General features: G+C 69.6%; 19 protein-coding genes and 1 tRNA gene. 14 read left to right on the plus strand and 6 right to left on the minus strand.

The genetic code is table 11. The annotated features are described in order from the left end of the window. Nucleotides 1–74: 74 nt before the first annotated feature. The 5 genes from A8M77_RS11830 to A8M77_RS11850 all read left to right on the plus strand — a co-directional run bounded on the left by A8M77_RS11830 (nt 75) and on the right by A8M77_RS11850 (nt 5,416). A complete protein-coding gene (locus A8M77_RS11830) occupies nt 75–671 on the plus strand; it encodes a YqiA/YcfP family alpha/beta fold hydrolase (RefSeq protein WP_086921691.1) in 597 nt (198 codons plus the stop codon). A gap of 39 nt (nt 672–710) precedes the next feature. Continuing rightward, nucleotides 711–2,768 (plus strand): ribonuclease catalytic domain-containing protein, encoded by a 2,058-nt coding sequence (locus A8M77_RS11835; RefSeq protein ID WP_086921692.1) that lies wholly within the window; start codon nt 711–713, stop codon nt 2,766–2,768. 91 nt (nt 2,769–2,859) lie between these two features. Next, nucleotides 2,860–3,726, plus strand: coding sequence for an energy transducer TonB (locus A8M77_RS11840; protein WP_086921693.1), 867 nt, complete (start codon nt 2,860–2,862; stop codon nt 3,724–3,726). Between the two features lie 2 nt (nt 3,727–3,728). Beyond that, on the plus strand, nt 3,729–4,583 hold the full coding sequence (gene aroE, locus A8M77_RS11845) for a shikimate dehydrogenase (protein ID WP_192871592.1): 855 nt from the start codon (nt 3,729–3,731) through the stop codon (nt 4,581–4,583). Next, nucleotides 4,580–5,416 (plus strand): transglycosylase domain-containing protein, encoded by an 837-nt coding sequence (locus A8M77_RS11850; RefSeq protein WP_238136788.1) that lies wholly within the window; start codon nt 4,580–4,582, stop codon nt 5,414–5,416. Before aroE ends, A8M77_RS11850 begins: the two co-directional genes overlap by 4 nt. A 37-nt stretch (nt 5,417–5,453) precedes the next feature. Here A8M77_RS11850 and A8M77_RS11855 read toward each other — a convergent pair. Next, nucleotides 5,454–5,529 (minus strand) — tRNA-Gly (locus A8M77_RS11855). A 90-nt stretch (nt 5,530–5,619) separates the two neighbouring features. Between A8M77_RS11855 and A8M77_RS11860 the strand changes: the two genes are divergently transcribed. The 6 genes from A8M77_RS11860 (at nt 5,620) to A8M77_RS11885 (ending at nt 10,275) form a co-directional block, all read left to right on the plus strand. Beyond that, entirely contained in the window at nt 5,620–6,267 is a 648-nt protein-coding gene (locus A8M77_RS11860; protein WP_086921694.1) for a lysophospholipid acyltransferase family protein, read from the plus strand. Next, entirely contained in the window at nt 6,268–7,329 is a 1,062-nt protein-coding gene (locus tag A8M77_RS11865; protein WP_086921695.1) for a phosphatidate cytidylyltransferase, read from the plus strand. A gap of 7 nt (nt 7,330–7,336) precedes the next feature. Next, entirely contained in the window at nt 7,337–7,885 is a 549-nt protein-coding gene (gene ruvC, locus A8M77_RS11870) for a crossover junction endodeoxyribonuclease RuvC (RefSeq protein ID WP_086921696.1), read from the plus strand. Between the two features lie 100 nt (nt 7,886–7,985). Beyond that, a complete protein-coding gene (locus A8M77_RS11875; RefSeq protein ID WP_086921697.1) occupies nt 7,986–9,029 on the plus strand; it encodes an SAM-dependent methyltransferase in 1,044 nt (347 codons plus the stop codon). Next, a complete protein-coding gene (locus A8M77_RS11880; protein WP_086921698.1) occupies nt 9,026–9,865 on the plus strand; it encodes a DUF1295 domain-containing protein in 840 nt (279 codons plus the stop codon). Before A8M77_RS11875 ends, A8M77_RS11880 begins: the two co-directional genes overlap by 4 nt. Next, a complete protein-coding gene (locus A8M77_RS11885) occupies nt 9,862–10,275 on the plus strand; it encodes a DUF2177 family protein (RefSeq protein ID WP_086921699.1) in 414 nt (137 codons plus the stop codon). Before A8M77_RS11880 ends, A8M77_RS11885 begins: the two co-directional genes overlap by 4 nt. 12 nt (nt 10,276–10,287) lie before the next feature. On the opposite strand, the gene A8M77_RS11890 is transcribed toward A8M77_RS11885, so the two are convergent. Both A8M77_RS11890 and A8M77_RS11895 read right to left on the minus strand, forming a co-directional pair. Beyond that, nucleotides 10,288–10,998, minus strand: coding sequence for a ChrR family anti-sigma-E factor (locus tag A8M77_RS11890; protein WP_086921700.1), 711 nt, complete (start codon nt 10,996–10,998; stop codon nt 10,288–10,290). After that, nucleotides 10,995–11,654 carry a sigma-70 family RNA polymerase sigma factor gene (locus A8M77_RS11895; protein WP_086921701.1) on the minus strand — a complete coding sequence of 220 codons (660 nt, stop codon included), beginning with the start codon at nt 11,652–11,654 and terminating at the stop codon, nt 10,995–10,997. Before A8M77_RS11895 ends, A8M77_RS11890 begins: the two co-directional genes overlap by 4 nt. Nucleotides 11,655–11,776: 122 nt before the next feature. On the opposite strand from A8M77_RS11895, the gene A8M77_RS11900 reads away from it, so the two are divergent. From A8M77_RS11900 to A8M77_RS11910, 3 genes are read left to right on the plus strand one after another with little or no spacing between them, the layout of a single operon-like run. Continuing rightward, a complete protein-coding gene (locus tag A8M77_RS11900) occupies nt 11,777–13,144 on the plus strand; it encodes an NAD(P)/FAD-dependent oxidoreductase (protein ID WP_202820622.1) in 1,368 nt (455 codons plus the stop codon). Continuing rightward, nucleotides 13,141–13,995 carry a DUF1365 domain-containing protein gene (locus A8M77_RS11905; protein ID WP_086921703.1) on the plus strand — a complete coding sequence of 285 codons (855 nt, stop codon included), beginning with the start codon at nt 13,141–13,143 and terminating at the stop codon, nt 13,993–13,995. Before A8M77_RS11900 ends, A8M77_RS11905 begins: the two co-directional genes overlap by 4 nt. Then, nucleotides 13,992–15,332 carry an SAM-dependent methyltransferase gene (locus A8M77_RS11910; protein ID WP_086921704.1) on the plus strand — a complete coding sequence of 447 codons (1,341 nt, stop codon included), beginning with the start codon at nt 13,992–13,994 and terminating at the stop codon, nt 15,330–15,332. The genes A8M77_RS11905 and A8M77_RS11910 overlap by 4 nt, the downstream gene beginning before the upstream one ends. Here the strand turns inward: A8M77_RS11910 and A8M77_RS36420 are convergent. The 3 genes from A8M77_RS36420 to ftsZ form a co-directional block, all read right to left on the minus strand. After that, entirely contained in the window at nt 15,268–15,444 is a 177-nt protein-coding gene (locus tag A8M77_RS36420) for a hypothetical protein (protein ID WP_192871589.1), read from the minus strand. The genes A8M77_RS11910 and A8M77_RS36420 overlap by 65 nt on opposite strands. A gap of 12 nt (nt 15,445–15,456) precedes the next feature. Beyond that, the gene (gene lpxC / locus A8M77_RS11915) at nt 15,457–16,380 is read right to left on the minus strand and encodes a UDP-3-O-acyl-N-acetylglucosamine deacetylase (protein WP_192871590.1); all 924 of its coding nucleotides are present in this window, start codon (nt 16,378–16,380) and stop codon (nt 15,457–15,459) included. 202 nt (nt 16,381–16,582) lie between these two features. Further along, a complete protein-coding gene (gene ftsZ / locus A8M77_RS11920) occupies nt 16,583–17,791 on the minus strand; it encodes a cell division protein FtsZ (protein ID WP_086921706.1) in 1,209 nt (402 codons plus the stop codon). Between the last annotated feature and the right edge of the window lie 20 nt (nt 17,792–17,811).

The raw sequence follows: 17,811 nt of genomic DNA on the forward strand, positions 1-17,811 counted from the left end.
CCCACGACGGGCCCTCAGCCCCCTTCAAGGACAATCAGGGAAGCACCGGTCTGCCAGCGATTGACGACAAACGCATGAAAAACCTGCCCGCCACGCACCTGCTCTACCTCCACGGCTTCCGCTCCTCGCCGCAATCGACCAAGGCCCGGCAGATGGCGCATCGCGTCGCCGAGCGGCATCCGGGGCTGAGCTGGTGGTGCCCCCAACTGCCGCCCTCGCCGCGCGAGGCCATCGACATGGTCATGCGGGGGATCGCCCAGTGGCCGCGGGAATCGATGGCGGTGGTCGGCTCCTCGCTGGGCGGCTTCTATGCCACCTATGTGACCGGCATGACGCGCTGCCGCGCCGTGCTGCTGAACCCGGCCGTCCACCCCGCGCGCGACCTGGCGCGCTACATCGGCGACCAGACCCTCTGGCACGACCCGGCCACGCACTTCCACTTCCGCCCCGAGTACGTCGAAGAACTGCGTGCGCTCGACGTGGGCCCGCTGACACGGCCCGAGCGCGTCTTCGCGCTCATCGCCAAGGGCGACGAGGTACTGGACTGGCGCGAAATGTCGGCCCGCTATCCGGACAGCCGGATCAAGCTGATCGAGGGCGGCGACCATGCGCTCTCCGATTTCGATCGCCACCACCTGGACGAGGTGATGGCCTTCATCGACCCCGCCTGAGCCGGGGGAGGCACCGCAGCGCATGGGACAATCCGCCCCATGTTTGTTTTGTTCGAAGAAGCCGGTAAATACCTGGGCGGCCGCGTGCTGTCCGAGGCGGAGGCATCGGCGCAGGTGGAGCTTGACTCCGGCAAGCGCGTCAAGGTGAAGGCCGCCAACATCGTGCTGCGCTTCGAGAAACCCGCCCCCGCGGCGCTGCTGGACGAAGCGCGCGCCATCGCTGGCGGCATGGACCTGGACCTGGCCTGGGAGTTCGCGCACGAAGGCGAATTCAGCTTCGCCGAACTGGCCGCCGACTATTTCCAGGCGAACCCGGCCCTGCCTCAGCAGGCGGCCGCCCTGCTCGCACTGTTCGACGCACCGCATTACTTCCGCCGCGCCGGCAAGGGCCGCTTCAAGAAGGCGCCAGCCGAGATCGTGCAGCAGGCCCTGGCCGCGATCGAGAAGAAGAAGCTGGTGCAGGCCCAGATCGCCGAATGGGCCGACCAGCTCGCAGCCGGCGAATGCCCGGTCCCGGTGCGCGAGCAGCTCTACAAGATCCTCTTCAGGCCCGACAAGAACGCGCCCGAGTACAAGGCCGTCGTCGAGGCCGCGCGCGCCAGCCAGCGCCCGCCGCTGGAGCTGCTGCGGCGCGCCGGCGCGATCGACTCACCCTACCAGTTCCACTGGCGCCGCTTCCTGTTCGAGAACTTCCCCAAGGGCACCGGCTTCCCCGCGCTGCAGGCACCGGCCATCGCGGACGAGTTGCCGCTGGCCGCGGTGCAGGCCTTCTCGGTCGACGACTCACACACCACCGAGATCGACGACGCGCTCTCCGTCGAGGGCCTCGGCAGCGGGACGGTGCGCGTGGGCATCCACATCGCGGCGCCGGGCCTGGCGCTGACACCGGGCGGCCCGATCGACCAGGTGGCCCGCGCGCGCATGTCCACCGTCTACATGCCGGGCCACAAGATCACCATGCTGCCCGACGAGGTGGTGGAGGCCTACACCCTGCAGGAAGGTCGCGACTGCCCGGCCGTCTCGCTCTACGTCGACTTCGACGAATCGTCGCTGGCGCCGAAGTCCACCGAGACCCGGCTGGAGCGCGTGCACATCGTCGCCAACCTGCGCCATGACCAGCTCGACGGCTTCATCACCCAGGCGTGGCTGGAGGATGCCGCGGTCGACGGCGCGGGCACGCCCGAGGTCGCGGCCCGGCTGCGCGCCCCGCTGTCCTTTCTCTTCCGCCTGGCGAAGCACCTGAAGGCGCAGCGCGAGGTGGCGCGAGGCAAGCCCGAGAACTTCAGCCGGCCCGACTACAACTTCCGCCTGCCCGGCGTGCAGGGCGAGCCAACGGGCGAGGAGCGCGTTCAGATCACCACGCGCCAGCGCGGCGCGCCGCTGGACCTGATCGTCTCCGAGGCCATGATCCTGGCCAACAGCGGCTGGGGCGGCTGGCTCGCCGAACTGGGCGTGCCCGCCCTCTACCGCAGCCAGGCCAGCCTGGCGCCCGGCATCAAGGTGCGCATGGGCACCAAGGCCCTGCCCCATGCCGGCCTGGGCGTGAAGAGCTATGCCTGGAGCACCTCGCCGCTGCGCCGTTACACCGACCTGGTGAACCAGTGGCAGATCATCGCGGCCGCGCGCCACGGCCGCACCGCCGCGCTGGCCGCGCCCTTCAAGCCCAAGGACGCCGACCTGTTCTCCATCCTCTCGGGCTTCGACGCGGCCTACAGCGCCTACAACGCCCACCAGGCCGGCATGGAGCGTTTCTGGACGCTCAAGTATCTGGTGCAGGAAGGCATCGCCGAACTCGAAGCCACGCTGATCAAGGACATGCCCAACGGCGCCCTGGCCCGCGCGGATCACCTGCCGCTGGTGCTCCAGGTGACCGGTACCCAGGGCCTGGCGCGCGGCGCGCGGGTGCGCGTGAGGCTCGGCGAGATCGACGAGATCGCGCTCGACGTGCACGGCACCGTGGTCGAGCGTCTAGATGCAGCGGCACCGGCCGAGGCTGCGGCGGAAGAGGAAGGCGAGGACGAAGAAGTCGCCGGCCCGATCGCCATCGCGGTGGACCTTGCCGACAGCGAGGCCGCCCCGGAGAATCAGCCCGTATGAGGGCCGCCCGGCCGCCTGAAGGCGCTCGCCCCCTCCTCCAGGAGGGGGTGCGCAAAGTACACGAAGTGACAAGCCTGGGGGAGGCATCTCCATGAACCTGCGCGACCTGAGCAGCCTGCAGATCGCGCTCGGCATTTCGGTCGCCGCGCATGCCTTGCTGCTCGGGTTCCGCTTCGCCGACCCCGAAGGCTTCAACCGGGTGTTCACCGAGGCGCCGCTCGAGGTGATCCTGGTCAATGCCAAGACCAACGACCGCCCGCCCGAGAAGGCCCAGGCGATTGCCCAGGCCTCGCTGGCCGGCGGCGGCGACCTCGACCGTGGGCGGACCACCAGCCCACTGCCGCCCTCCACCTTCGCTGCCATCGGCGATTCGATGGAGGACGCGCAGCGCCAGATCGAAAGCATGCAGGCGCAGCAGATGCTCCTGCTCGCGCAGATCAAGCAGCAGCTGGCCGCGATGCCGCCGCCCGATCCGAGCCGCCAGGGCAATCCCAGCGAGGCCGCGGCACGTGAGGAGAAGCGCCGCCAGCTTGTCGAGCTGCTGGCAGAGATCGAGCGCCGGGTCAACGAGGAGAACGCCCGCCCCAAAAAGCGCTACCTCAGCCCTGCCACCCGCGAGGCGACCTACGCCATCTACGTCGACGCGCTGCGCCGCAAGATCGAGGAGCGCGGCACCGCGAACTTCCCCGAGCTGGCGGGCAAGAAGCTGTACGGCGAGCTCACCATGATGGTGACGGTCAACTTCGACGGCGCGATCCTCGCGACCGACGTCATCGAAGGCTCCGGCAATGCCGTGCTGGACCGGCGAGCGCAGGCCATCGTGCGCAGCGTCGGCAACTTCGGCAAGTTCACCGACGCGATGCGCCGGCAGGCCGACCAGATCGTGCTGCCCTCGCGCTTCAAGTTCACCCGCGACGAGACGCTGGAGACACAGGCCTCCTCCTCGTCCAAGCAGTGAGCATCAGCATGCCTATGGACCTCTATTGCGTGATGGGCAACCCGGTCGAACACAGCCGCTCGCCCTGGATTCATGCGCGCTTCGCCGAGCTGACCGGCCAGACCCTGGACTACAGCCGACGGCTGGTGCCGCTCGATGGTTTTGCCGAGGCGGTGGCGGCCTTCCGCGCCGACCCGGCCGGCCGGGCGCACGGCTGCAACGTCACCGTGCCCTTCAAGTTCGAGGCCGCGGCGTTGTCGCAGCACCTGAGCCCGCGCGCCCGGCTGGCGCGCGCGGTCAACACGCTGCGCTTCGCGGACGACGGCATCCACGGCGACAACACCGACGGCGCCGGCCTCGTGGCCGACATCACGCAGCATGCCGGCGTGCCGCTCGCCGGCAGCGAGCTGCTGCTGCTGGGCGCCGGCGGTGCCGCTGCCGGCGTGCTGGGCCCGCTGCTCGAGGCGCGCCCGCGCCGCGTGGTGGTCGCCAACCGCACCCTCGCCAGGGCCATCGCGCTGGTGCGCAGCCACGCGCCGCTGGCGCTGCAGCACGGCATCACGCTGGAGGCGCATGCGCTGCCTGCGGTGCCCGGCCAATTCGACGTGGTGGTGAACGGCACCGCCTCCAGCCTGGCGGGCGGCGAGGTGCCGGTGGGCGCACAGGTGCTCAAGCCCGGCGCACTGGCGGTCGACATGATGTACGGGCCGGCCGCCGCCGGCTTCATGGCATGGGCCCGCGACCACGGCGCAGTGCCGCGCGACGGGCTGGGCATGCTGGTGGAGCAGGCGGCCGAGTCCTTCACGATCTGGCGCGGCCAACGGCCGCCCTCGGCCCAGGTGCTGGCCCAACTGCGCGCGATCGTCGACGGCCAGTGAAGGCGATCCTGCGCTGGATCCTCTGCCTGCTCTTCGCGGCAGTGGCGATGGAGCTCTTCTTCATCGGCCGCATCGCCGCGATGGCGGTGATCGATCCGCAGTCCACCAGCTTCCAGCGCTCCGAGGCCTGGCAGCTCGCCACCGGCGGGCGCAGCAACGGCGAGCGAATCGAGCGCAGAGCCGGGCCGCCCCAAGCAAGCGAGCGCCCCCCCGGGGGGCAGCGAGGACACGCCAGTGCCGAGCGTGGGGGCCTCTCCTGGAAGCAGCAGTGGGTGCCTTATTCGCAGATCGCCGACACGCTCAAGCGTGCGGTGATCGCGAGCGAGGACGCTGAATTCATCTATCACAACGGTGTCGAGTGGGAAGCGGTCGAGCGCGCGCGCCAGCGCAACGAGAGAGCCGAGCAGATCGCACAGCGGCGCGCGGCGCAGATGCGTGCGCGCGGTAAGGAGCCACGCCCGGTCCAGCTGCGCGGCGGCTCGACCATCACCCAGCAACTCGCGAAGAACCTGCTGCTGTCGGGCGAGCGTACCTTGCTGCGCAAGGGCCAGGAGCTGGTGCTGGCGATCGCGCTCGAACTGATGCTGGACAAGCAGCGCATCCTCGAGATCTACCTCAACAGCGTGGAATGGGGCGAAGGCGTCTTCGGCGCCGAGGCGGCGGCGCAGCATTACTTCAAGAAGCCGGCCTCGCGGCTGAGCGCGCATGAAGCGGCAAGGCTGGCGGTGATGCTGCCGAGCCCCAGGCTCTTCGAGAAGCGGCTGCAATCGGCCTACCTCTCGGGCCGCACGGCCACCATCGTGGCGCGCATGCCTGCGACCGAACTGCCCTGAGGTTCAGGGCGAGCCTCGGCTGCCAGGGGGAAAAATATGGAGCGGGAAAAGAGTCTCGAACTCTCGACCTCAACCTTGGCAAGGTTGCGCTCTACCAACTGAGCTATTCCCGCGTTTGAAGGGAGCGAATCATAACGGATTCGCGAGCCCTTCCTGGCCGAGCCACGGAAAATCGTGCACGCGCGGCCCGTATCATCGCCGCCATGCTTGCAAAGTTCACGGGGTGGGTGCTGCTGGGCCTGATCCGGCTGCTCACCGGAGCCCAGGCGCGCTGGTGGGGCTGCCCGCCCAAGGCAGAGCAGCGCATCTATTTCGCCAACCACCAGAGCCACCTCGACCTGGTGATGATCTGGGCCGCGCTGCCCGAGGAACTGCGCAGCATCACCCGGCCCATCGCCGCGCGCGACTACTGGGCCAACACGCCCTTGAAGCGCTGGATCACCACCGAGGTGTTCAACGCGATCTACGTGGAGCGTGGGGGCAGCGCCGCGGCGCCGACCGCCCCCGTCCCCGGCAGCGCCGAGGCCCTGCTGCCGCTGCAGCCGCTGATCGAGGCACTGCAAAGCGGGGACTCGATCATCATCTTCCCCGAGGGCACGCGCGGCCATACCGGCGAGCCGCAGAAGTTCAAGTCGGGCCTGTTCACGCTGGCACGGATGTTCCCCGAGGCGGTGCTGGTGCCGGCCTGGATCGACAACGTGCAGCGCGTGATGCCCAAGGGCGAGGTGGTGCCGGTGCCCATCCTCTGCTCGGTCACCTTCGGCGAGCCGCTGAAACTCGAAGACGACGAAGAACGCCGGACTTTCCTCGATCGGGCACGCGAAGCCGTGATCGCCCTGCGGTACGTGTAGATGAACGAGTACCTCCGCCAGCTCTCGCCCACCCACCAGGTCGCGGCCCTGTTCTTCATCGTCTTCGGCCTGCTCGTTTTGGTCAGCGTCGGGGCCTTCCTGCTGAGCTTCCGAGAGCGCCGCAACCCCGTGCACGACGAGCGCTGGCAGCGCGAGCTCGCGCATTTCCGCAGGCTGCTGGGCACCACGTGGTTCATGGCGGTGGTCTTCTGGATCGGCTGGGCGCTGGGCGAGACGGTGGCCACCCTGCTGTTCGCGCTGATCTCCTTCTTCGCGCTGCGCGAGTTCATCACCTTGTCGCCGACGCGGCGCGGCGACCACCGCAGCCTGATCCTGGCCTTCTTCATCGTGCTGCCGATCCAGTTCTGGCTGGTGGCCACGGCGCGCTTCGACCTGTTCACCGTGTTCATTCCGGTCTACGTGTTCCTCGCGATCCCGGTGGTGAGCGCGCTGGCGGACGATCCGAACCAGTTCCTCGAGCGCAATGCCAAGCTGCAGTGGGGCATCATGGTCTGCGTCTACGGCATGAGCCATGTGCCGGCGCTGCTGCTCCTGTCCTTTCCCGGCTACGAGGGCAAGAGCGCCTTCCTCGTGTTCTTCCTGGTGTTCGTGGTGCAGACCTGCGTGCTGGTCCAGCACCTGATCGCGCGGCGCAGCAGCCTGCCCGGGACGCAGATGCAAGAGGAGCCGCCGCGCGGCTTCCTGCAGCGCGCGGCCCACTGGCTGCTGCGCGACGAGCCCGTGGCGCCGCACGTGAGCCAGAGCTTCAACTGGCGCAGCTGGGCCATCGGCATGGCGATCGCGAGCGTCGTCGGCGCCCTGTTCTCCTTCATCACGCCCTTCCGCTTCGAGCAGGCCCTGGCGGTCTCGCTGCTGGCCTGCGTGGCAGGGTCGATGGGCCACCTGGTGATGAAGGCCCTGAAGCGCGACCGCGGCATTCCGAGCTGGGGCCGGCGCGAAGTGGGCGTGACCGGCGCCAACGGCCTGCTGGACCGCGTCGATGCGCTGTGCTTCGCCGCACCGGTGTTCTTCCACTCGGTCCGCTGGTATTTCGGCGCATGACGGCATCATGAGAATCCTCGGCATCGACCCCGGGCTCCAGACCACCGGCTTCGGCGTGGTGGACATGGACGGCCACGCGCTGCGCTACGTGGCCAGCGGCACCATCAGCACCCGCAGGGTGGCCCAGGGCGAGTTGCCGGCCCGGCTCAAGGTGCTGTACGACGGCATCGGCGAGATCGTGGCGCGCTACCGGCCCGACGCGGCGGCGGTGGAGATCGTGTTCGTCAACGTCAACCCGCAATCCACCCTGCTGCTGGGCCAGGCCCGGGGGGCATGCCTGACGGCCCTGGTGTCGAACGCCCTGCCTGTCGCCGAATACACGGCGCTGCAGATGAAGCAGGCGGTCGCCGGCCACGGCCGTGCCGCCAAGGCGCAGGTGCAGGAGATGGTCCGCCGCCTGCTGCAATTGCCCGGGGTGCCGGGCAGCGATGCGGCCGATGCGCTGGGCATCGCGATCACTCACGCGCATGTGGGCAGCTCGATCGCCCGCATCGGCGAGGCCACGGCCCTGGTCCGCGGCACCCGCAGCGTCTACCGGAGCGGCCGCACGCGCTGAGCGCGCAGGCTCGCCGCGCGGCGATCCAAACGCCTCCTCGCTACGTACAGACGATGCGCGGCAACCGTGCCGCACGCCTCGACTCGGAAAGACACCGGCCATGCCGCAGACCGCCGACCTTGCGCTCCACTGGGCCGAACAGGGCCTCGTGCCGGATGCCGTCGTGCGCCTGGGCATCCGCCGCCTGCTGCGCGACCGGCTGGCCGAACTGCACAGCGGCGATGCCGTCCGGAACGCGGACCTGACCGCGCAGTTCCTCGACGGCATGCGGGACGCCGATCTGGCCCCGCTGCCCGACAAGGCCAACGAGCAGCACTACGAGGTGCCGGCCGCCTTCTTCGGCAGCGTCCTGGGCCCGCACCGCAAGTACAGCAGCGGCTACTGGCCCGAAGGCGTCCGGACGCTGCCCGATGCCGAGGCCGCAGCACTGGCCCTGACCTGCGAGCGCGCCGGCCTGGCCGACGGGCAGGACATCCTCGAGTTGGGCTGCGGCTGGGGCTCGTTGACCCTGTGGATCGCGCAGCGCTATCCCCAGGCCTGGGTCACGGCGCTGTCGAATTCGCCATCGCAGCGCGCCCACGTCGAGCAGGAGGCGCGCCGGCGCGGCCTGGACAACATCCGCGTGCTGACCCGGGACATCAACGATTTCGACACGCGCGATCGCTTCGATCGCGTGGTCTCGGTGGAGATGTTCGAACACCTGCGCAACTGGCCGCGCGCCTTCGCCCAGGTGGCACGCTGGCTGAAGCCCGAGGGACGGTTCTTCATGCATGTGTTTGCGCACCGCTCGGTGCCCTACGCCTTCGTCGAACGCGATGCGAGCGATTGGATGAGCCGGCACTTCTTCTCGGGCGGGATGATGCCCAGCGATGACCTGGCCCTGCATTGCCAGGATGACCTGCGCCTTTTGCGCCGCTGGCGCTGGGATGGCCGGCACTACCAGCGCACCGCCGAAGCGTGGCTGCATGCCATGGATGCGCATCGCGACGCGCTGGGGCCCCTGTTCTGCAGCACCTACGGCCGCGAGGCCGCGCTGTGGTGGACGCGCTGGCGGATCTTCTTCATGGCGGTGTCGGAGCTGTTCGGCTTCGACGACGGCCAGCAGTGGTGGGTGAGCCACTACCTGTTCGAGAAGCGCGCATGACGCACTTCGCCGGGTCCTTGGCGGCTCTCGGTCTCCTGCTCGCGCTCGGCATCAGCTTGCTGACCTGGCTCGCAAGCCTGGTGCGCCACGACGCCAGCCTGGCCGATCGCGTATGGCCGTTGATGATCGTGGGCCCGGGGCTGCTCTATCTCGCGCTTCGACCTGGCACGCCGGTGCGCGACCTGCCGATGGCGATGCTTGGCCTGGCCTGGGCGCTGCGGCTGGGCCTCTACGTCAGCTGGCGCAACTGGGGGCATGGCGAAGACCGCCGCTACCGCGCGATGCGCGAGCGCAACGCACCGAACTTTGCCTGGACGAGCCTGTACCTCGTGTTCGGCCTGCAGGGACTGCTGGCCTGGATGGTCTCGGCTCCCTTCCTGGCAGCCGCAGGCTCGATGCGTGCCCTCGGCTGGCTGGATCTCGCGGGCGCGGCGCTGGCCGCGTTCGGCATCGTCTTCGAGGCGGTGGGCGACGCCCAGCTCGCGCGCTTCAAGGCCGACCCCGCCCACGAAGGCAAGGTGATGGACCGCGGCCTCTGGCACTACACGCGCCACCCCAATTACTTCGGCGAGGCCTGCGTGTGGTGGGGCCTGGGGATCATGGCGCTGGGCGCGGCGGGCGCCGGCGGCCTCTGGAGCCTGGTGTCGCCGCTCCTGATGACAGGCCTGCTGCTCAAGGTGTCGGGCGTGAGCCTGCTCGAGAAGGACATCGCCGAACGCCGCCCCGGCTACCGCGACTATGTCGAACGCACCAGCGCCTTCCTGCCGGCGCCGCCCCGTCGCAAGCGTTCACAGCCCGCCCGCCCACCCGATCGCTCACCCCAGGAGCCCTCATGACCATCCGCCAGTTCGCCGTCGCCTACGTTGCCGGGGGCCTCGCGCTGCTGGCGCTCGATGCCGCGTGGCTTTCCACGATGGCCGGGCGCCTGTATCGCCCAGCCATCGGCCACCTGATGCAGCCCGGGTTCGACGCCAAGGCTGCGGCGATCTTCTATGTGCTCTACCTGGCGGGGCTGGTCTTCTTCGCGGTGGCGCCGGCGCTCGAGGCCCGCTCATGGACCTCGGCGCTCGGCCGCGGCGCGCTGCTCGGGTTCATTGCCTACGCGACCTACGATCTGACCAACCAGGCCACCCTGAAGGACTGGCCCTGGCGCCTCACCCTCATCGACCTGGCCTGGGGCACCTTCATGACCGCGGCCGCTGCCGCGGCAGGCTGCCGTGCCGCGCTCGCGTTCGATGGCGACTGAGGCGGGCGGCACTCACATCCCGATCAACGCCGCCAGCGCGCGCGCCAGGGGACTGTCGAAGCGCATGCGGCCTTCGACCGACGCGAGGCAGATGCACTCGCCGCCATCCCGCACCGCCGGCTGGTGATGGACGCTCGGATCGGCGGCATCGAAGTCGCCGGGCCCGAACAGGTCGCGGCCGTCATGGAAGGCCCCATGCAGCACCTGGGTGAGCTCGCTGTCGCTGTGGGAGTGCGGCGCCAGGCTGCGGCCGGCGCCGATGCGCAGCAGGAACAGCTTGGCCGCCGGGTCGGCCGGCAGCCGCAGCCGGCTCCAGTGCATGCCCGGGCCGAGCCATCGCCAGGATGTGGCGGTGCAGGCCTCCAGGGCGCGCGGCCAGACCAGGCCGGCAGGCAGCGATGGCCGCTCGGAAGGCGCCGCGAAGCGAGCCGTGCCGCGGGGCGGCGCATCGATGGCGGCCAGCGTCCGCGCCAGCGCCTGCGACGACAAGGCCTGGGGCGTCATGTCGTCCAGCAGCACGCCACCCACGCTCTCCAGGAGCCGCAGTTGCTCTCGGCAACGGACGCAGCCCTCGACATGGGTGGCAACGACCGCTGCGGGCCCCACCGCCAGGCTGCCGGCCGCCATCGCCAGCAGCAACTCATCCCCGGGATGGTGGCGGATCACTGGAGTACCTTCGCCTGCGGCTGCGGTATTCGCCTTGGGAGCGGCCGTGCGCCTCATGGCTCGAGCCCCTCAAGCAGCCGGCGCAGGCGGCCGATGGCCAGGCGCACGCGCGACTTGACCGTGCCCAGCGGCAGGCCCAGCTCCTGTGCGATGCGGGCGTGCGGGTGCTCCTCGAAGAAGGACAGCCGCAGGATCTGAGCCTGCTCTTCCGAGAGACGGGACATCGCGCCGCGCACCCGCGCCTCGCGCTCCCGCGCCAGCACCTGTTCGTCGAGAGACGGCAGCGGATCCGGCAACTGCTCGGCCTGCTGGCCCTCGTCCGCCAGAAGGTGGTTGCCCTGGCGCCGCAAATAGTCCACGCGCAGATTGCGCGCGATGGTGAAGACCCAGGTGGACGCGCCCGCCCGCACCGGGTCGAACATCGCCGCCTTGCGCCAGACGCTCACCATCGTCTCCTGCGTCAATTCCTCGGCCAGGGCTTCGCTGGTGCCGCACAGCATCAGATAGGCCTTCACCCGCGGCGCGAAATGCTTGAACAGGGCCGCAAAGGCCTGTCTGTCGGCGGCCGCGGCCACCGCCCTGAGCCATCCGTTCAATTCCTCGGTGGTGGGCACGGGTCCTCGCCGATGTTCCTGGGTCACGATCGACAGCCAGGGCGAGCGCTGCGCGGCGGGCTTGGCTGCGGTGATCGTGGGCTCCCGGACGGTGTGCATGCCACTCATACGCAACGCCCGGGACATTAGATCATGGCGCCCGCACGGGACTGAATCCAAATACCCGGCCGGCACGTACAAGCGCACGGCCAACTGTTTCATCATCCGCCCCCGATCCACGCATGACGCTCGCATCCGGCTTCGAGGCACGCCCTCCCGCTACCGCCAGCCCGCAGGGCCCGGCGATGGACATCGCCGTGATCGGCAGCGGCATCTCCGGTTTGTCGGCCGCCTGGCTGCTGGCGCAGCGGCACCGCGTCACGGTCTTCGAGGCCGAGCGCCGCGCCGGAGGCCACAGCAATACGGCGGAGGTGGACGGCGCGCAGGGCCCGCTGGCGGTCGACACCGGCTTCATCGTCTACAACGAGCCGGCCTATCCCAACCTGAGCGCGCTCTTCGCTCACCTCGGCGTGGACACCGATCTCTCCGACATGTCCTTCGCGGTGAGCCTGGACGGCGGCGCGCTGGAGTATTCGGGCACTGGCCTGGGCGGGCTGTTCGCGCAGCGCGCCAATCTGTTCAGCCCGCGCTTCTGGGCGATGCTGCGCGACCTGGTGCGTTTCTATCGGGAGGCGCCGGCACACGCGCGCGAGGCGGGCCTGATGTCGCTGGACGCCTGCCTGGACCTGCACGGCTACGGACGCCCCTTTCGCGAGGACCATCTCTACCCCATGGCCGCGGCCATCTGGTCGACGCCAGCGGCACGCATCGGCGAATACCCGATCGAATCCTTCGTCCGCTTCTGCCGCAACCACCGCCTGCTCGACCTCGGCCAACGCCCCCCGTGGCGCACCGTGCGCGGCGGCAGCCGCCGCTATGTGGAGCGACTGACACGAAGTCTCGGCAAGGGCATGCGCCTGGGCCACCCGGTCGTCGAGGTGTGCCGCGCCGACGGCGGCGTCCTCGTGCGCACGGCCGACATGCCCGCACCGGAGCGCTTCGACCACGTGGTGCTCGCCACCCATGCGGACCAGGCCCTGCGGCTGCTGGGCGACGCGAGCCCAGAGGAATCCCGCCTGCTCGGCGCCTTCGGCTACACCCGCAACCATGCGGTGCTGCATGGCGACCCGGGCGCGATGCCGGTGCGGCGCGGCGTCTGGTCGAGCTGGAACTACGGCGCAGGACGCAACGCCGCCGAAGCGCCATGCGTCACCTACTGGATGAACCGGCTGCAGCAGTTGCCCGGCGCGGCGCCGCTGTTCCTCACGCTGAATCCGCGGCAGGAGCCTCGGGGCGTCATCCGCAGCGAAATCTACGAGCATCCGCTGTTCGACGCCGCCGCCATCCGGGCCCAGCGCGAGCTCTGGTCGCTGCAGGGACGGGGTGGCGTCTGGTTCTGCGGCGCCTACTTCGGCTCGGGCTTCCATGAAGACGGCCTGCAGTCCGGCCTCGCCGTGGCCGAAGCCCTGGGCGGCGCGCGGCGCCCCTGGACCGTGGCCGGCGAATCCGATCGCATCCACCTCGGCGTGCCGGTGGCGCGGGCCTCATGAGCAGCACGGCCGTTCCGAAGGCGAATACCGCAGCCGCAAGCGAAGACACGCCAGTGAACGGCGGGCACTCCGCCCTGTACGTCGGCCGCGTCACGCACCGGCGACTGGGGCCAGTGGCCCATCGCCTGCACTACCGCATGTTCTCGCTGCTGCTCGACCTGGACGAACTGCCGCAACTGACACGGCGGCTGCGGCTCTTCTCGCTCGACCGCTTCAATCTCTTCAGCCTGCACCAGCGCGACCATGGCGCTGCCGGCGGACAGGACCTGCGCTGCCACGTCGAGCGGCAGCTGGGCGCCGCCGGCCTCGAGACAGGCGGACCGATCCGGCTGCTGGCCATGCCGCGCATCCTCGGCTACGCCTTCAATCCCCTGAGCGTGTACTTCTGCCATCGCACGGACGGCGACCTTCAGGCCATCCTGTACGAGGTCCGCAACACCTTCGGGGAACGGCATTGCTACCTGATCGAAGTCGACGGGGACCAGCGCCGCGGCGGCACGATCCGGCAGACCTGCGCCAAGCGCTTTCACGTGTCGCCTTTCCTGGGCATGGAGATGCGCTACGGCTTCCGCATCGTGGCGCCCATCGCCGACGCGAAGCACCTGCGGGTGGCGGTCACCGCGGCCAATGCCAATGGGCCGGTTCTCGCGGCCAGCTTCGACGCGCAGCGGCATGCCCTCGACGACGGCGCACTGATGCAGGCTTTCCTGTCCGTGCCGCTGCTCACCCTGAAGGTCGTGGCGGCGATCCACTGGGAGGCACTGCGCCTATGGGCCAAGGGGCTGCGCATACATCGCCATCCGGGCCCGCCCGACGAGGCCGTGACCATCGTCAAGACCAGGAATCCATGAGCACCTCGCCATCCAGCTCCGACCAGTCCCTGCCCCTGCTCGGCGAAGCCGGTCCTCCGCGCACCGGACGAGCGGTGCCGTCCGCCTGGGCCGCACGCCCGCTGCGCCTCTTCGTCGAGCGCCTGCTGGCCCGCCTGCAGTGCGGCTCGATCGCGATCGAGCTGCCGGGCGGCGAGCGCCTCGAAGCGCGCGGCCCGGTGCCGGGCCCTCATGCCTGCCTGGTGCTGCACCGCTGGCGCGCGCTGACGCGGCTGCTGCTGCAGGGCGACATCGGCCTGGCCCGGGCCTACCGCGACGGCGACTGGTCCAGCCCGGATCTGCGTACCCTGCTGGACTTCGGCATCCGCAACGAGGCGGGCTGGTCGGGCGCCGTCGATGCGACCCGGCCCTTGCGCTGGCTGCTGCGCCTGCGGCATCTGGCACGGCGCAATTCGCGCCGCGGCAGCCGCGACAACATCGCCTTCCACTACGACCTGGGCAACGACTTCTACAGCCTGTGGCTCGATGCCGAGTTCAACTACTCCAGCGGCCTGCAGACGCACGACGATGCGTCACTCGAGGAGGCGCAGGACGCCAAGCGCCGGCGCGTGCTCGATCTGCTGGCGCTGCCCGAGGGCGCAGCCGTGCTGGAGATCGGCTGCGGATGGGGCGCGCTGGCACTCGCCCTGGCACGCGACCATGGCGCTCGGGTGACCGGCCTGACGCTGTCCGCCGAGCAGCTCGCGCATGCCCGCCGGCGCGCCGCCGAGCACAGGCTGGAGGACCGGCTGGACCTGCGGCTGCAGGACTACCGCGACGTCGACGGCCACTACGACCGCATCGTGTCGATCGAGATGCTCGAGGCAGTCGGCGAACGCTACTGGCCCACATATTTTGACACGCTGCGCGAGCGGCTCGCACCCGGCGGGGTCGCCGTCCTCCAGGTGATCACCATCGACGACGCGCACTTCGCGAACTACCGCGCGGGCACCGATTTCATCCAGTGCTTCATCTTCCCGGGCGGCATGCTCCCCTCATGGCAGGCCATGCAGGCACAGGCCGCGCGGGCCGGCATGGCGATCGAACGGGTGCAGACCTTCGGCAGCAGCTACGCGGCCACGCTCGCCGAATGGCGCAGCCGCTTCCAGCAGGCCTGGCCGGCGATCCAGGCGCTCGGATTCGACGAATGCTTTCGGCGCCTGTGGGAGTACTACCTCTGCTATTGCGAGGCCGGCTTCCGTGCCGGCCGCATCGACGTCGGGCTGTACACCCTTCGGCACGCGGACGAGGCCCTCAGGCCACCCGCTCCGCGATCAGCACCGCAAAGAAGCCCAAAGCCGCCAGCAGCGTCCACTTGAGCACGATCCAACCGAAGCGCTTGTACTTGGGCTGGCCGGTGCCGGCATAGAAGGCGAAGGAGACGCCCGCCACCAGGAGCAGCAGCAGGATGGCCCAGCGGAACAGCAGCATCGCGGCGCCTGGCTACCAGGCCCGCGCGACTTCGGCAAAGCCGGCCGGGGCCTGCCGCTGGTCTTCGAAAGTCACGATCTCGTAGGCGTCTTCCCGGGCCAGCAGTTCGCGCAGCAGCTTGTTGTTGAGCGCATGGCCCGAGCGGAAGGCGTTGTAGGCAGCCAGCAGGGGGCGGCCGATGACGTAGAGGTCGCCCATGGCGTCCAGGATCTTGTGCTTCACGAACTCGTCGTCGTAGCGCAGCCCGCCGGCATTGAGCACCTTGGTGTCGTCCATCACGATCGCGTTGTCGAGCCCGCCGCCCAGCGCCAGGCCCTTCGAGCGCATGTACTCGACTTCCTTGGTGAAGCCGAATGTGCGCGCGCGCGCGATGTCGCGGCTGTAGGAGCCCGAGCCCAGGTCGAACTCGAAGCGCTGGCCGCTGGCGTTGACCACGCGGTGGTCGAAGTCGATCTCGAAGCTGAGCTTGTAGCCGTGGTACGGCACCAGCCGCGCCCACTTGAGGTCATGGCCCTCGCCTTCGCGCACCTCGACCGGCTTGGTGACCTTGATGAAGCGGCGCGGCGCCTCCTGCAGCACGATGCCCGCGCTCTGCAGCAGGAACACGAAGGAGGAGGCCGAGCCGTCGAGGATCGGCACCTCGTCGGCGGTGATGTCGATCAGCAGGTTGTCGATGCCCAGGCCGGCGCAGGCCGACATCAGGTGCTCGACCGTCTGGACCTTGGCGCCGTTGGTCGACACCGTGGAGGCGAGGCGCGTGTCGGTCACCGCCTCCGCCCGCATCGCGATCTCCACGGGCTCGGGCAGGTCGACCCGGCGGAAGACGATGCCGCTGTCGACCGGTGCCGGCCGCAGCGTCAGCTCGACGCGCTGGCCGCTGTGCAGCCCCACGCCCACGGCGCGGGTGATGGATTTCAGGGTTCTTTGCTGGAGCACGGCAGCGATTTTAGGAGCGCGAGGCATCCGGCGCGCCGTGCGCCTCGCAATGGCTGCAATAGCTTCCATTTTCAGTGCCCTTGGATTGATGGTGCAGAAAGCGTAGCGAGCGGCCCGAGGTTGCGAGGAGGAGCGCAGCCGTACTCCAGTACGGCGAGCACCGCAGTCGCAAGATCGGGCCGCGCAGTAGCTTTATGCACCATCAATCCGCCTGCCTGCGCAGGAAGGCGGGGATCTCGATGTCGTCCATCCCGCCCGTCGACAGCGCATCCACCTTGGCCGCAGCCATCGTGCGATTCGTGCGCCAGACGCTGGGAACCGCCATGCCGTCGTACTTGGGCTGGGCCAGGTGGCCGCCCTGGACCACGTTGCCGAGCGTGGGCACGTTGAACGGGATGTTGTCGGTACCCGTGCGGATCACCTCGAGCGCGGGCGCCTGGCGGCGATCCTGCTGGCCCGAGAGGCCGGTGGCGACCACGGTGACGCGCATCTCGTCGCCAAGGCTGTCGTCGTAGGCCGCGCCGTAGATCACGTGCGCATCCTCGGCCGCGAAGGCGCGGATGGTGGTCATCGCCAGCTTCGACTCGGACAGCTTCAGCGACGCCTTGGAGGCCGTCACCAGGACCAGCACGCCCTTGGCGCCCGAGAGGTCTACACCCTCGAGCAAGGGGCAGGCCACGGCCTGCTCGGCCGCGATGCGCGCGCGGTCCGGGCCGGAGGCAGCGGCCGTGCCCATCATGGCCTTGCCGGGCTCGCCCATCACGGTGCGCACGTCCTCGAAGTCGACGTTAACGCCGCCGTACTCGTTGATGATCTCCGAGATACCGCCGACGGCGTTCTTCAGCACGTCGTTGGCATGCCCGAAGGCCTCCTCCTGCGTCACGTCCTCGCCGAGCACGTCGAGCAGCTTCTCGTTGAGCACGACGATCAGCGAGTCGACGTTCGCCTCCAGCTCGGCCAGTCCGGTGTCGGCATTGGTCATGCGGCGGCCGCCTTCCCAGTCGAAGGGCTTGGTCACCACGCCCACGGTGAGGATGCCCATCTCCTTGGCCACGCGCGCGATCACCGGCGCCGCGCCGGTGCCGGTGCCGCCGCCCATGCCGGCGGTGATGAACAGCATGTGGGCGCCGTTGATGGCGCCGCGGATGTCGTCCACCGCCGCCTCCGCCGCATCACGGCCCTTCTCGGGCTTGCTGCCCGCGCCCAGGCCGTTGGTGCCCAGCTGGATGGTCTTGTGCGCGTTGCTGCGCTGGAGCGCCTGCGCATCGGTGTTGGCGCAGATGAACTCCACGCCCTGCACGCGGCGCTCGATCATGTGCGCGACCGCGTTGCCGCCGCCGCCGCCCACCCCGATCACCTTGATCTGCGTGCCCTGGTTGAACTCCTCGATCTCGATCATTTCGATGGCCATTTCTGACTCCTTGAATTTGC

It is taken from the genome of Variovorax sp. JS1663 (genome assembly GCF_002157355.1).
In the GTDB taxonomy this organism is placed as follows: Bacteria; Pseudomonadota; Gammaproteobacteria; order Burkholderiales; family Burkholderiaceae_C; genus Variovorax.